Raw genomic sequence first — 13,685 nt, 5'->3', positions numbered from 1 at the left:
GGTTCCGCGCTGTCCCCATGTCATCTCCGGCGCGTTTTCCTAAGAACCTTGTGGCCTGCCTCCTCTTCCTGTCCGGGGGCACTGCGCTCGTCTACGAACTCGTCTGGTCCAAGTACCTCGGGAATGTCCTGGGGAACAGCGGCCAGGCGCATGCAGTGGTGCTCGCCACGTTCATGGGCGGGCAAGCGCTGGGGGCATTTGTCTTCGGGCGGACAGCCGACCGGGCAAAGAACCCCCTGGCCCTTTACGGCCTGCTGGAGCTCGGCGTGGGCCTGTACGCGCTGGCCTTCCCCTATGTGCTCGATGTGTTGGGGGCGCTGTGGCTGAACGTGGCCCCCTCCGTGCCGGATGGCTGGCGACTGGGGCCCCGGCTGCTGGTCTCCTCCGCGTCGCTGCTGATTCCTACGCTGCTGATGGGCGGCACGCTGCCGGCGCTGGTGCGGCATTTCGCCTCCAGCCTGTCGGGGGTGCGCTACGAGCTGGCGCGGCTCTACGCCGTCAACAGTCTGGGCGCGGCGCTGGGTGTGTTCATCGCCGGGACGAAGCTGGTGCCCGCCATCGGCCTGTCCTCCTCGGCGGGGCTGGCCGCGGGGCTCAACATCCTGGTGGCGCTGGCCTCGCTGGGGCTGGCCCGGCGCTTCCCGCCCGCGCTGGTGCCGGGACAGACGCCTCCCGCGGAAGCGGGCGACGCGGAGGTGTCCTATCCGCGCATCGCGGTGAGGGCGGCGCTCATCGGCGTGCTGCTGTCTGGCTTCACGTCCATGCTCTACCAGGTGACGTGGATCCGCCTGCTGTCCATCGTCCTGGGGGCCTCCACCTACGCCTTCACGCTCATCCTCACCGCGTTCATCATGGGCATCGGCCTGGGCAGCTTCTGGCTGATGACGCGGAAGGGACAGGTGGACTCGCTGCGCCTGTTCGGCCGGCTCCAGGTCGCGCTGGTGGCCAGCATCTGCGTGGCGCTGCCGCTCTACGTCCGGCTGCCGCACCTGTTCCGCAAGGCGCAGTGGATGATGACGCGCTCGCTGGATACCTGGCCGCTGTTCCAGGTGCTGACCTTCGGCTTCTGCTGCCTGGTGCTGCTGGTTCCCACCTTCTTCATGGGCGCGGCCTTCCCGGCGGCGGCGCGCGTGGCCACGGCCAAGGTGTCCGAGGTGGGGCGCCAACTGGGTGGCGTCTACTTGTGGAACACGGTGGGCACGATTACGGGGTCGGCGCTGGGTGTGCTGGTGCTGATGCCGTGGTGGGGCATGGAGGGCAACTTCATCGCGGGCGTGGCGGCCAACCTGCTCGGCGCGGGGCTGGCCTTCCACGCGGCCCCCGGTCGTCCCGCGCAGCACGCGCGTGCCTTGTGGCCGGTGGCCGCCACGGCGGTGCTGGCGCTGGTGGTGCTGGGCGGGATGAGCGGCTGGGCGGTGCGGTTGTCGGGCATCGCCTCCATCCGCTCCCACGAGAAGCCGCCGGAGAGCTACGCGAAGCTGGTGGCGGACACGGAGGCCATCATCCGCCCCATCTTCTACCAGGACGACACCTTCGCCACGGTGATGGTGGCGGACGCTCCCGTGGACAACCTGCGGTTCATGAAGCTCAACGGGAAGGTGGACGCGTCCAACGGGAGCGACGTGGAGACGCAGGTGGTGGCCGGTCACCTGGGCGCCCTGTTGCACCCGCGTGAGCCCAAGACGGTGCTGCTGGTGGGCGCCGGCGCGGCCATCACCGCGGGCAGCGTGCTGGTGCACCCCGTGGAGCACCTGGACATGGTGGAGATTGCTCCCGCCGTCATCGACGCGGCGCGCCTGTTCAAGGCGGACAACCGCAACGCGGTGGATGACCCGCGCACCCACGTGCACGTGGACGACGCCAAGACGTTCATGGCGCTGTCGCCGCGCAAGTACGACCTGGTGGTGAGCGTGCCGTCCAACCCGTGGGTGTCCGGCGTGTCCGGCCTCTTCACGCGGGACTTCTTCCAGACGGTGGACCGGCACCTGGCGGACGACGGCGTGCTGGTGCAGTGGATTCACACCTACGAGAGCAACGAGGACCTCATCAAGCTGGTGGTCCGCACCCTGCGAGACACCTTCCCGCACGCCACCACGTGGCTGGGGCCGCATGACCTAGTGATGGTGGCCAGCCGCAAGCCCCTGGCCTTCGATGCGGCGCGCCTGGCCGAGCGCATGGGGCATCCGGAGGTGCGGAAGGACCTGTCCCGCGTGGGCATCAACGACGTGTTCGCGCTGCTGTCCAAGCAGGTGCACAGCGAGGCCGGCCAGCTCGAGTTCGCCGGTGAGGGCCCCATCAACACGGACGACCACAACCTGCTGGAGTACGCGTCGCCCATCGCCTTCTTCGTGTCGAATCTGGACGTGCGCGTGAAGGACGAGCGGCGCGCGCCCGAAGGGGCGGACCGCCTGTTCCTGCACGACTACGTCCAGCAGCACCCGCCCACCGCGGAGCAGGCCGCCGGGCTGTACCGGAACATCGAGCGCTACCACGCGCCCAATGACCCCATGGTGCGCGGCGCGGCCGCGCAGTGGCGGCGGCTGGCCCCCGACAGCCCCGAGTCCGCCCTGGCTCTGGGCAAGGCGGCGCTGGCCCAGCAGGATTTGACGCTGGCCGCCTCGCTCCTGGAGCCCGAGGTGGCGCGGGGAGGACGTGAGCCCGCGCTGGTGACGGCCTACCTCCGGCTGGTGACGGCCCAGATCTGGGCTTCGCGCACCATGTGGACGCCTGTAGGTGCCCTGCACGACACCGTGGCCCTGGGGCGCGAGGTTGCGTCCCGGCACCCGGACGACGAACATCTGGCCCGGGCGCTGCGCTCGCTCTGCGAGGCGCTGCCCCGTTCGAGCTGCGAAGGCACGGCCCAAACGCCCGTTGCCGCCCCCGGGGGCCCCTGAAATGGGGGCCTGGATCATCCCAATCGGGCCAATTGCCTGGAATCACTGAGAATTCCTGGCATCCTCCCGATGACCGATGGAGGTGGAAGTGGGATCTGCCCTAGGGTGCGAATCACCCAAGCAGCAGGGTGTTTTTTCCACCACTGCAATCCCCGGAGAGTTCCATGAAGGCGATCTCGAAGAAGCAGCAGCTCCGCAAGGCTCGTGGCCAGGGCATGACCGAGTACATCATCATCGTCGCCCTCATCGCGATCGCCGCCATCGGCGTGGTGACCCTGTTCGGCGACAACATCCGCAAGCTGTTCGGCGCCTCCGCCGACGCGCTGGCCGGTAACGCCTCCGTCGACTCCGAGGCCACCGAGCGTCAGCGCCAGCTGGAGAAGAAGACCATCAAGACGTTCGGCCAGAACAACGCGTACTGAGCCGTGTCCTTCCGGGGGGAGCCATACCTGCCTCGTGCGGGTGGCTCCTCTCGGGCGGCTGAGGTCGAGGGCTGAGTCGTCAGCCCGGTGCCCGGCCGGAAGTGGCAGCACCCCCGCCCAGGGGCTTGACCCTCACGCGACGTGAGGCCCTACACCTCCTCATCAAGAGGTGGAGATGGCCCTGACGGTGAGCCAGGTCGCCCGGTTGGCGAAAATCAGCATCCGCGCGTTGCACCACTACGACGAGCTGGGCCTGTTGTGTCCTTCGGACCGCAGCGAGGCCGGCTACCGGCTCTATTCACAGGCGGACCTCCAGAAGCTCCAGCAGGTGCTCTTCTTCAAGGAGCTGGGCTTCCCGCTGGAGGACATCCGCCGCATCCTGGGCGACCCCACCTTCGACCTGCGCACCGCGCTGCGGATGCAGCGGCAGCTCCTGACAGAGCGGGCCGCCCGTCTGGACGCGCTGGTGCATGCCGTGGACTCGGCGCTGGACGCGCTGGAGAAGGGGACGCACGTGGACAAGGACGCGATGTTCGAGGCCTTTGGCGACTTCGACCCCTCGAAGTACGAGGAGGAGGCGAAGCAGCGCTGGGGGAACACGGAGGCCTACAAGGAATCCGCCCGGAGGGCGGCGCGCTACAAGAAGGAGGACTGGAAGCGCATCAAGGAGGAGGGGGACGCCCTCTTCCAGGCGTTGGCGGACCTGCTCGCAGCGGGCACCAGCGCCGCGTCGGCCGCGGCCATGGACCTGGCGGAGGCGCACCGGCACTACCTGGGCAAGTGGTTCTACGCGTGCCCACCCGCCATGCACCGGGGCCTGGGGGAGATGTACGTGGCGGATACGCGCTTCACGGAGAACATCGACAAGGTGCGCCCTGGCCTGTCGCTGTTCCTCCGGGATGCCTTCGCGGCCAACGCGGAGCGACAGGGGGCCACCGATGCTCCCTGCGGCTAGCTGAAGCCCAGCCGCTTCAGCATCACCGCGCGGATGGAGGGAATCCGGAAGCGGTAGATGAGCGCGTCCGCGAAGTAGTGCGCCAGCACCACCGCGAAGCCCAGGGACGTCATGGCGCGCAACAGGGGATGCGTCTCCGCCACGCCCATGTTGCTGCCCAGCGCGCCGCGCACCACGCCCTGCTGGAGCAGGTCGTGCACCGCGCCCAGCGCCAACAGCGGCAGCATGGACGCAATCATCGCCGGGACGATGAACTTCCGCGGCAGCCGGGGGGGGTCACCCTCGCGCGGCTCCAGCATCCGCGCGGTGAGCATGTAGTACTCCAGGCCGTGCATGCCGGGCAGCATGACGTAGCCCCAGGTGGGCGCCACCAGCACCAGCCCGGTCGCCGTCGCCATGGCCAGGAGGTAGAGCACCTTGGGCCCGCTGACGGCCTCCGCGCGCAGCACCGTGCGGAACAGCAGCATGAAGTAGCCCAGCCACACCGCCAGCAGCACCCCTAGCGTGCCGTGCGGGAGCACCGCCCCCTGGCCAATGTCGAGGTACGCCGGCGCATCGGGCCCGGGGGCCTCCGGCACGAAGAAGATGCGCACCAGCAGCAGCGTGAGCAGCAGCGGGACGTACATCTGTTGCAGCTTGCGCTCCAGCGCCGACGCGCCGGGCAGGCCGGCCTTGCCCGCGCGCAGCCCGTGGAGTGACCAGATGCCCCGGTGCTGGGACAGGGTGTGGTGCGTGCCGAAGACGTTGAAAATCACCGCCACGCCATACGTGTGCGCCGTGCGCTCCGCGTAGAAGGTGAAGAAGAGCACCGTGCCCACCGCGAGCATGCCCAGCGAACCCGCCAGCACCTGCCGGGGCTGGCCCGGGGCGGACGTCAGCACGTCCCGGTGCACCGCGAAGAGCAGGAACGTGAGGATGACGTGGGTGGCGTTGCCGAGCAGGTTCTGCGCCGTCCAGGCTGAAAGGCGGTGCGCGCCTTCCGCGGCGCCCGGGGCCAGCCAGACGTTGGCGGCCGCCGTGCACAGGGCCAGGGCCAGGGGCAGGGCGACGATGAGGGCATCTGCCCGCGGTGAGAAGAGCCACAAACCCCGGAAGGCCAGCGCCCCTCCCGGGGAGGGGGCCGCCACGGGAGACGGGGAGTTCACGGCGGGGCTCAGCGGCGTCATACCGTACGGACCCTAACATGCTCGCTGGCGGCGGCGCCGCTCGCGCCACGCCGCGCCCGTGTTAGAACAGAGCTTTCATGGAAGGCCGCCTGCTTCTGAAAAACTGTGCCGTGTTCAGGGCGGACGGACGCGTCCGCCATGGCATGGCCGTGGTGGTGGAAGGCAACACCATCCGCCGCATGGCTCCGGACGCCCAGGTGCCCGTGCTGCCCGGGGACTGGGAAGTCGCCTGTCATGGCCGGCTGGTGGCGCCAGGCCTGGTGGACTGCCACACGCACCTCGTCAACGGCCAGTTGCTGCCGCCGACGGGACACTTCCTGATGCTTCCGCCCCGCGAGCGCCTGGACCGGCTCCGGCACGTGGCGCGGCTGCTCACGAACGAGGACGTGGAGGCCCTCACCCGCTACGCGGCGGCCCGGGCCCTGCGTCACGGCGTCACCCTGGCGGTGGAGCACCTGTCCTGCCAGGACGTGGCCGGAGGACTCGCCGCCCAGGCTCGCGCCGCGGAGGCGGTGGGCTTGCGGCTGGTGACGAGCCACTCCACCCACGGATTGGACGGCGCGGCGCAGGCGCAGGCGTGGCTGGACGCCAACGCGGACTTCACGCGCGCGCATCGGGACCACCCGCTGGTCCGGGGCGCGCTTGGCTTTCATGCGTCGTTCACCTGTGACGACGCGCTGCTGCGCCGCATCGCGGAGCTGAGCCGGGTGCTGGACGCGCCCACCGTCTTCCACCTCGCGGAGAGCGAGGACGACCTCTCCACCACCTACTCGCAGCACGGCAAACGCGTGGTTCCGCGGCTGGATGCGCTGGGGCTGCTCGGGCCGCGTGCCATCGCGGGCTATGCGCGCGTGCTGGACAGCGCGGAGGCGGAGCTGCTGGAGCAGAGCGGTGCCTTCGTGGCGCTGGCGGCCCGGGGCGTGCGCGCGCTGGAGCGTGGCGCGGACCCCATGGACGCGGTGCTGTCGCGGGTCCACCTGCTGGGGCTCGGCACGGGGGGCCATGGCAGCCTCCAGGACGAGCTGCTCGCCGCGCTGGTGGGCGTGCTGCGCATCTCCCGTTCCGGAAGGATGCCGGACGTGGATGGCGCGCTGGCGCACCTGCTCGTCAACGGCCCGGCGGAGCTGTGCACGCGGCTGTTCGGCCTGCCCTCCGGGAGCGTGGAGGAGGGGAGCATCGCGGACCTCGTCGTCTACGACGTCGTGCCCACCGCGGATCCGGAGACGGGCTACTCTCCCTATCTGCTCGGGCAGTTGGCGCATTCGCCGGTGGGGTGGACCATCGTGAACGGCCGGGTCTGCGTGCGGGAGGGGCAGTTGCTGGGGCTCGACTACGTGGCGCTTTCCCGTGCGGCGACCCAGGCCCTGGAGCGTGTCTGGACGCGCGCGCGTCTGGGCAGTTGAGGGGCGGCATGGGCACATTGCCTTCTTCTCTCGTGGAGACGCTGCGCGCCTCGCGCGGCCGGCGCGGGCCGCTGCTGGGAGACGCGCGGACCACGGCCTGGCGCGTGGTGAACGCCGAAGCGGACGGCGTGCCGGATGTGACGGCGGATGTGTTTGGTGACGTGTACGTCATCAGCCTCTACCGGGACTTCACGCCGGATGAGGAGCAGACGCTGCTCGACGCGGCCATGGCCGCCTGGGCACCTCGAAGCCTCTACCTCAAGCGCCGGCCCCGGGAGGCGCGTGTCCTGGCCAACGTGGCGAAGGAGTCGCTCGCACCCGAGGCGCCCGCCCGGGGCGAAGCGGTGGAGTCCTTCACCGCGCTCGAAAACGGCCTGAAGTTCCTCATCCGTCCGGCGCAGGGGCTGTCGGTGGGGCTGTACCTGGACATGCGGGACACGCGGGCGTGGCTGCTGTCGCAGGCGCGGGGCCTCACCGTGCTCAACCTCTTCTCGTACACCTGTGCCTTTGGCGTCGTGGCCATGGCGGGCGGCGCGAAGCGGGCGCTCAACCTGGATGCGAGCCGGCGCGTGCTGGAGTGGGGCGAGGAGAACGCGCGCCTCAACGGCCAGACGGTGGACCGGTATGACTATGTGGCCGGTGACGTGTTCGATTGGCTGAAGCGCCTGGCGAAGAAGGGCGAGTCCTTCGACATCGTCATCTCGGACCCGCCGTCGTTTTCGACGACGCGCAGTGGCCGGTTCTCCGCGGCGCGCGACTATGCCCGGCTGGCCGAGGCCGCCGCGCGTGTCGTCAGCCCGGGAGGTCAACTGGTGGCGTGCTGCAACCACGCGGGACTGCCCGCCCGCCGCTTCGAGGCCATGGTGCTCGAAGGGGTGTCCCAGGCGGGACGCCTGGGGAAGTCGTTGGGCTCGCTGGCGCCGTCCGCGTTGGATTTCCCACCGCCGCCCGGACAGGAGCCCGCGCTGAAGGTGCATCGGGTGCAGGTCCGTTAGGAATAGAGGCCAGGGAGGCGGGCCCTCGGTTTGCTCACACGCCCTCTGGTACGCTCCAATGGGATGAAGCCCTGGGAGCGGGTCGTGTTCATCATGTGCATGGTCTTTGTCTTCTCGTGGCTCGTCTACGAGTGCAGGGGCTTCATGAAAGTCGACGGATGCCTTGACCGGGGTGGGCGCTGGGATGAGGCCAAGGATGCATGCAGCTTTGAACCTGAATAGTTGCCACTCCCTGGTCCGGCACGGGTAGGCTCGCCACGTCATGCCTCCCGCCGCCCCGCAGCGCGACACCGGCCGCTTTGGAAAGTACCGCCTCATCGACCGCATCGCCGTGGGAGGCATGGCCGAAATCTTCCTCGCGCATCAGCAGCAGGAGGACGGCCGCGAGTCTCCCGTCGTCATCAAGCGCATCCGCCCGCATCTGACCAAGCACGCGGCCTTCGTGAAGATGTTCCTCAACGAGGCCCGGCTCGCCGCGCAGCTCAATCACCCCAACGTGGTGCAGATTCACGACCTGGGGAAGATTGCTGACAGCTACTTCATCGCGATGGAGTACGTGTCCGGGCGGGACATGCGCCGCGTCGTCCCCAAGGCGGAGGCGCTGGGGATTCCCTTCCCGCTGGTGTACGCGGTGAAGATTGCCTCGTGCGTCTGCGCGGGCCTGCACCACGCGCACACCAAGGTGGACCTGTACGGCAACCCGCTCAACATCGTCCACCGGGACGTGTCACCGGAGAACATCGTCGTCGCCTTCGACGGCTCGGTGAAGATTCTGGATTTCGGCATCGCCAAGGCGGCCAACCAGATGGAGCAGACGCGCAACGGCGAAATCAAGGGCAAGCTCAGCTACATGAGCCCGGAGCAGTGTCTGGGCAAGCCGCTCGATTGCCGCAGTGACGTCTTCTCCCTGGGCGTGGTGCTCTACGAGTGGCTCACCGGCTTCAAGCTCTTCACCGGTGAGTCCGAGGCCGCGGTGATGCGCAGCATCACGGACGGGAAGATCTACGCGCCGTCGTACTTCCGCGAGGACCTGCCGGAGCGCCTGGAGACCATCCTGATGCGGGCGCTGGAGCGCGACCGGGACAAGCGCTACCAGACGGCCGCGCAGATGCAGAAGGACCTGGACGCCTTCCTGGACGCGTACGACTTCACGCCCACGGCGCTGCACCTGTCCAACTTCATCAAGCAGCTCTTCGAGGAGGAGCTGGCCGCCGAGCAGCGCCGCCTGGCCGTGCGCGCCGCGGCCGCGCCCACGTCGGAGGAGGCCCTGGAGCTGTCGGATGTGGCGGACGCGCTCGACACCGCGAAGGCCATGCCCGCTCCGGAGCCGGAGCCCCCGGCCCACGATGACCGCACCGAGCCGCGCACCCTGGCCGTGCCGCTGAGTCCCGCCGTCTCGGAAGCGCTGGAGGCGGTGGCCCGCCGCAACAACGTTCCCGCGGGCCGCATGGTGGCCGAGCTGCTCGAGTCCTGGCTCAAGTACCGCTGACCCATGCCCCGGCTGAAGCTGACGCTCGAATACGAAGGAACGCGCTACGTGGGCTGGCAGGTGCAGCCCAACGGGCCCTCCATCCAGTCGGTGCTGGAATCCGGACTGGAGCGGCTGCTGGGGGTGCGTGTGTCGGTGGCGTCGGCGGGGCGCACGGATGCGGGCGTCCATGCCTCCGGGCAGGTGGCTTGTTTCGACTCGCCCCGGGTGTTGCCGATGAAGGCGTACGTCATGGGGCTCAATGGCCTGCTGCCTCCCGACGTGGCCGTGGTGGACGCGGTGGAGGTGGCCGAGGACTTCGACCCGCGCCGGTGGTCCCGGGGCAAGCGCTACCGGTATCGCGTGAGCAACCGGCGCACGCGCTCGCCCCTGCGGCGGATGACGCACTGGGAAGTCTTCGCTCCGTTGGATGTGGAGGCCATGCGGCAGGCGGCCACGCACCTGCTGGGGCGGCATGACTTCTCCGCCTTCAGGGCCGCGGACTGCCAGGCGAAGCACGCGGTGCGGGAGATACGGAGCCTGGCGGTGGAAGGCACGTCGGGGGACGCCGTGTCGTTCGTGGTGGAGGGCACCGCGTTCCTGAAGCACATGGTGCGCAACTTGGCGGGGACGCTGGTGGAGGTGGGGAAGGGACGGCGGCCCGCGTCCTGGGTGGCGGAGGTGTTGGTCTCCAAGGAGCGCAAGCGCGCCGGGCCCACCGCGCCGGCTCAGGGGCTGGTGCTGGAGGAGGTCTTCTACGGGGACGGCCCGCCTGCCCGCACGCCGGGGGGAACGACGGACGCGGAAGAGGAAGAGGGCTGAAGTGGAGTAGGCTGCCTGCCCGTGAGCTCCAAGACGAGTGTCCTCGAACCGCTGCGCGTCCGTGTCCGTCGCTTCCAGTTCATCATGGGACTGGGGTTCATCGCGCTCATCGCGGGGTCGATTCTGAGCGTGGCGCTGACGCTTCGGCTGAGCGTGCGCATCCAGGCGGTGCCGGTGGGCGTGCTGCGGGTGGCGCTGGCGGTGCTGCTGGAGAACCTGTGGGTGCTCGGGATGTTGCCGGTGCTGTGCTACGGCGCCGCGCGGGTGATGGAGCTGCGTCCGTGGACCACGGCGGGCGGTGCGGCGCTCACGGGCGCGGCCTTCCTGAACGCGATGGCCTTCATCCAGAGCGGCGTGTACGGGCTGTGGGCCGGGGACATCGGCTCCGTGTTCAGCCTGGCGGCCTTTGCTGGAGGCGTCGTGCTCAGCGCGCGTGCGGTGATGATGGGCCGGCACGCCGCGGCACAGCAGTCGGTGAAAACCCAGGCCAAGGCAGCGGAGCGCAAGTCCGAATACGACGAGTTCCTCCGCGCGGCGGAGCAGGGCGGGGCGCGGCTGGAGCAGCGAGAAGCCCAGTCCACGGCTGTGGCGGGAGACGCGCTCACGGCCGCGGCCCTCTCGGCGACGGTTGCTTCCGCGCCGGCTCAGGCGCCATCCAGCGACGCGAACGCTCCTGCATCGCAGGCGCAGGACTCCGGGGGCGTGGAGCCCACTGCGACGGAAGAGGCAGGGGCATCACCCGCCACCGACACCCAGGCAGGCAAGGCCCCCGAAGCCTGAGCCCGCACGAGCGGGGGCCCTCACGCTAGTCGCGGGGCTCGGCCTCGCGGACGACGAGCACGTCGCACTTCGCTTCGCGGATGAGGTCCGTCGCGACGCTGCCGAGCAACGCGAACGCCACACCGGAGCGAGCCCGGGTGCCCAGCGCCAGCAGGTCCGCGCCCTGGTCGTCCACGAACTCGAGGACGATGGAGCGTGAGCCGCCGTTCTCCATCACCAGGTGGTACGGGATGTCGACTGCATCGAGCTCCCGCTGCAACGCCTTGAGCTTGCGCTCCGCGGTCGCCTTGAACGTCTGCCGGTAGCGCTTGTGCTCCTTCGCCGTCAGCCCGGGGAACACCGCGTACTCCAGCGGCACATCATACGCGTGCACCAGCGTCAGCTCGGAGCCGGGCGTCATCAGCGTGGGAACGAAGCTCGCCGCGCGCTTGGACGTTTCGTCCGCGTCCACGGCCACGACGGGCCGTAGGTAGGGCCCAGGAGCCCGCCGGTTGGCGATGAGCACGGGCAGGTCTCCGCCGCGGATGACGTTCTCCGCCGTGGAGCCCAGGAACATGTTGCGCAGCGGCTTGTCGCCATGCCGGCCCAGGACGATGAGCTCCGCGCCAAAGGCCCGGGCCCGGCGCAGGATGGCCTCGACGGGCTTGCCGCGAGCGATGTGCGTGTCGACCGTGGCGGAGCTGCCCTCGGCGCGCAGCATCTTGCGCAGCCGGCCGGCGACCCGCTCCAGCTCGCGCGCGGTGGCCTGGAGCGCTCGGGCGCCCACCTCCGCGGGCATGCGGCTGGGGAGGACGTGTGTCACCAGCACCTTCGCGCCGTCCGCGAGTGGCAGGTGTCCAGCCCTGCCCACCGCGTGGGTGCTCGCCTCCGAGAAATCAGTGGCGACGAGCACTCTGCGAAGTCGCCTCGGGAACGCCTGCTTTCGTGGTTTCACACACGAGAGTCTAGGAGGCCCAGACGCAGCAGGCACGGCAAACCCGCCTGAATGTCCTCAGGCGGATGTGCCGTGCCCGGATGAATCAGGCGCTCGCGGCGCCAGCCACGGCCGGAGTCTCACCCTCTGGCGGCACGTGGTTCTCCGCGGCGTCCGCGGCGGCGATGCGCTCATCCAGGTCCGCCGTCAGCCGTGCGAAGGCCTCCTTGCCAATGGTGGCGGACTGGTAGGCCTTGAGCAGCGCCGCCTTCTCCACGATGAGCACGCGGCGGACCGCTTCCTGGTGCTCCTCCTCGTGGAAGCGCATCGACTGCTGCTTCAGCGCCGTCAGCTCCTTCTCCGCGACGACTTCCTTCTCCTGGTAGTCCTTCTCCAGCTGCGTCACCACATCCCCGGGAATCTCCCGGGCGCGGCGCATGCCCTCCAGCGCGGCCTGCGCAGCGTGGATGGCGCCCAGGCGGCCGCGGGCCAGCTCGTACTGCTCCTGGAACGCGTCCTTGAGGCCGGTGATGCGCAGCTTGCGCAGCAGCGGCGCCATGGTGAGGCCCTGGAAGATGATGGAGAGGACCACCACGCCGAACGTCATGTTCACCAGCAGCTCGCGGTGCGGGAAGTCCGTGGGAAGACCGAGCACCAGCACCATAGAGATGGCGCCACGCAGGCCGCTCCAGGTGAGCACCGCGCTCCAGGTCCACGGCATCTTCTCCTTGGTGAAGCGGAGCAGCGCGGACACGCCGTAGACGACCACGGCGCGGGCCACCATCACCGCCACATAGGCCGCGAGGATGGGCTTCCACGAGGCCAGCAGCGAAGAGAGCTGCACCTCCAGGCCGATGAGGAGGAACACCACGGAGTTGAGCGCGAACGCCAGGTACTCCCAGAAGCTCTCCACCGCGATGCGGGTGGCGGGGCTCATGCCCTCGTGCGTGGCCCAGTTGCCGCACAGCATGCCGGCCACCACCGACGCGATGACGCCCGAGTAGTGGAAGTGCTCGGCGAGCACGAACGAGCCGTACGCCGCGATGACCGTGAGGGTGATTTCCACCATGGCGTCGTCCACGCGCTTGATGACCTGCGCGACGGCGAAGCCCACCGCGCTGCCCAGCAGCACGCCCATGCCGAAGACCTTGATGAAGTCGAACAGGGCGCCGCCCACCGTGAACTGGCCACCCGTGGCGACCGCGACGATGAGCGTGAAGAGCACGACGGCGGAACCGTCGTTCAGCAGGCTCTCTCCCTCCACCAGGATGAGCAGCCGCTTGGGCGCGCCCAGTGACTTGAAGAGCGCCACCACGGCGATGGGGTCCGTGGACACGATGACGGACGCGAACACCAGCGCGGACAGCATCCCGAAGCCATGGACGAAGTCCAACCCATCCACCACGCGCGTGAGGATGAAGGCCGTGAGCCCCGCGGAGGCCAGGAGCCCTGGAATGGCCAGGGCATGGATGGCCATCTTGTTCTTCCAGAACTTGCGGAACTCGACGTGGAAGGCCGCTTCGAAGAGCAGACCTGGGAGGATGATGGCGAAGAGCAGCTCCTTCGTGAGGTGCGGCGGCTCGAACGCCTTGAACGTACCCAACAGCAGACCCGCGACGACCAGGGCAACCGTATAGGGGATTTTGAAGTACCGCGCGGCGATGGCCACAGCGGTCGCGATGGCGAAAATCAGTACGAAGGCCAACTCGAAATGCATTCGTCCTTACCTGTCTTGACTTAAAGCGCGGGACGATAGCGCAGTTGAGCTGGACAGAGACGCACTCGATGTTGGTCTTGCTCGTACGGAGGGCATCGCAAATTGCCAGGGTGAGGCGGAATGCAAGGTGTCATCGCTCGCCTGGCTGCT

At 69.1% G+C, this 13,685-nt stretch carries 11 protein-coding genes; 8 read left to right on the top strand and 3 right to left on the bottom strand.

Features of this window, described 5'->3' with window-relative positions; all coding sequences use genetic code 11:
- Positions 1-17: 17 nt before the first annotated feature.
- The 3 genes from FL344_RS04125 to FL344_RS04115 all read left to right on the top strand — a co-directional run bounded on the left by FL344_RS04125 (position 18) and on the right by FL344_RS04115 (position 4,271).
- Positions 18-2,894, top strand: coding sequence for a fused MFS/spermidine synthase (locus FL344_RS04125; RefSeq protein WP_141617600.1), 2,877 nt, complete (start codon positions 18-20; stop codon positions 2,892-2,894).
- Positions 2,895-3,058: 164 nt separating this feature from the next.
- Positions 3,059-3,316, top strand: a complete 258-nt coding sequence (locus FL344_RS04120) for a hypothetical protein (RefSeq protein WP_026114034.1) — start codon at positions 3,059-3,061, stop codon at positions 3,314-3,316.
- Between the two features lie 175 nt (positions 3,317-3,491).
- A complete protein-coding gene (locus tag FL344_RS04115; RefSeq protein WP_194862983.1) occupies positions 3,492-4,271 on the top strand; it encodes a MerR family transcriptional regulator in 780 nt (259 codons plus the stop codon).
- Here FL344_RS04115 and FL344_RS04110 read toward each other — a convergent pair.
- On the bottom strand, positions 4,268-5,416 hold the full coding sequence (locus FL344_RS04110) for a hypothetical protein (protein WP_228564768.1): 1,149 nt from the start codon (positions 5,414-5,416) through the stop codon (positions 4,268-4,270). The genes FL344_RS04115 and FL344_RS04110 overlap by 4 nt on opposite strands.
- Positions 5,417-5,514: 98 nt before the next feature.
- Between FL344_RS04110 and FL344_RS04105 the strand changes: the two genes are divergently transcribed.
- The 5 genes from FL344_RS04105 (at position 5,515) to FL344_RS04085 (ending at position 10,905) form a co-directional block, all read left to right on the top strand.
- Positions 5,515-6,840 (top strand): amidohydrolase family protein, encoded by a 1,326-nt coding sequence (locus FL344_RS04105; RefSeq protein ID WP_141617597.1) that lies wholly within the window; start codon positions 5,515-5,517, stop codon positions 6,838-6,840.
- An 8-nt stretch (positions 6,841-6,848) separates the two neighbouring features.
- Positions 6,849-7,835: a class I SAM-dependent rRNA methyltransferase gene (locus tag FL344_RS04100; RefSeq protein ID WP_141617596.1), complete on the top strand. Its 987-nt coding sequence runs from the start codon at positions 6,849-6,851 to the stop codon at positions 7,833-7,835.
- Between the two features lie 262 nt (positions 7,836-8,097).
- Complete coding sequence (locus FL344_RS04095; RefSeq protein ID WP_090491584.1) at positions 8,098-9,324, top strand: serine/threonine-protein kinase; 1,227 nt, start codon at positions 8,098-8,100, stop codon at positions 9,322-9,324.
- 3 nt (positions 9,325-9,327) lie between these two features.
- Positions 9,328-10,125: a tRNA pseudouridine(38-40) synthase TruA gene (truA, locus tag FL344_RS04090; protein ID WP_141617595.1), complete on the top strand. Its 798-nt coding sequence runs from the start codon at positions 9,328-9,330 to the stop codon at positions 10,123-10,125.
- 21 nt (positions 10,126-10,146) lie between these two features.
- Positions 10,147-10,905 carry a hypothetical protein gene (locus tag FL344_RS04085; protein WP_141617594.1) on the top strand — a complete coding sequence of 253 codons (759 nt, stop codon included), beginning with the start codon at positions 10,147-10,149 and terminating at the stop codon, positions 10,903-10,905.
- Positions 10,906-10,930: 25 nt separating this feature from the next.
- Here FL344_RS04085 and FL344_RS04080 read toward each other — a convergent pair whose 3' ends face one another.
- On the bottom strand, positions 10,931-11,797 hold the full coding sequence (locus FL344_RS04080) for a universal stress protein (protein WP_228564767.1): 867 nt from the start codon (positions 11,795-11,797) through the stop codon (positions 10,931-10,933).
- Positions 11,798-11,924: 127 nt separating this feature from the next.
- Positions 11,925-13,535 carry a Na+/H+ antiporter gene (locus FL344_RS04075; protein ID WP_141590220.1) on the bottom strand — a complete coding sequence of 537 codons (1,611 nt, stop codon included), beginning with the start codon at positions 13,533-13,535 and terminating at the stop codon, positions 11,925-11,927.
- Between the last annotated feature and the right edge of the window lie 150 nt (positions 13,536-13,685).

It is taken from the genome of Myxococcus sp. AB036A, from assembly GCF_006547355.1.
GTDB lineage: Bacteria > Myxococcota > Myxococcia > Myxococcales > Myxococcaceae > Myxococcus > Myxococcus virescens.
Note: the sequence above shows the minus strand (reverse complement) of the source record. Positions and strands in the feature narration are given on the sequence as shown.

What these genes read in the sequence shown, in the direction of transcription:
- FL344_RS04115 (WP_194862983.1), top strand. Translation starts at nt 3,492, where the DNA reads ATGGCCCTGACGGTGAGCCAGGTCGCCCGGTTGGCGAAAATCAGCATC.
- FL344_RS04105 (WP_141617597.1), top strand. Translation starts at nt 5,515, where the DNA reads ATGGAAGGCCGCCTGCTTCTGAAAAACTGTGCCGTGTTCAGGGCGGAC.
- FL344_RS04100 (WP_141617596.1), top strand. Translation starts at nt 6,849, where the DNA reads ATGGGCACATTGCCTTCTTCTCTCGTGGAGACGCTGCGCGCCTCGCGC.
- FL344_RS04095 (WP_090491584.1), top strand. Translation starts at nt 8,098, where the DNA reads ATGCCTCCCGCCGCCCCGCAGCGCGACACCGGCCGCTTTGGAAAGTAC.
- FL344_RS04125 (WP_141617600.1), top strand. Translation starts at nt 18, where the DNA reads ATGTCATCTCCGGCGCGTTTTCCTAAGAACCTTGTGGCCTGCCTCCTC.
- truA (WP_141617595.1), top strand. Translation starts at nt 9,328, where the DNA reads ATGCCCCGGCTGAAGCTGACGCTCGAATACGAAGGAACGCGCTACGTG.
- FL344_RS04120 (WP_026114034.1), top strand. Translation starts at nt 3,059, where the DNA reads ATGAAGGCGATCTCGAAGAAGCAGCAGCTCCGCAAGGCTCGTGGCCAG.
- FL344_RS04075 (WP_141590220.1), bottom strand. Translation starts at nt 13,535, where the DNA reads ATGCATTTCGAGTTGGCCTTCGTACTGATTTTCGCCATCGCGACCGCT.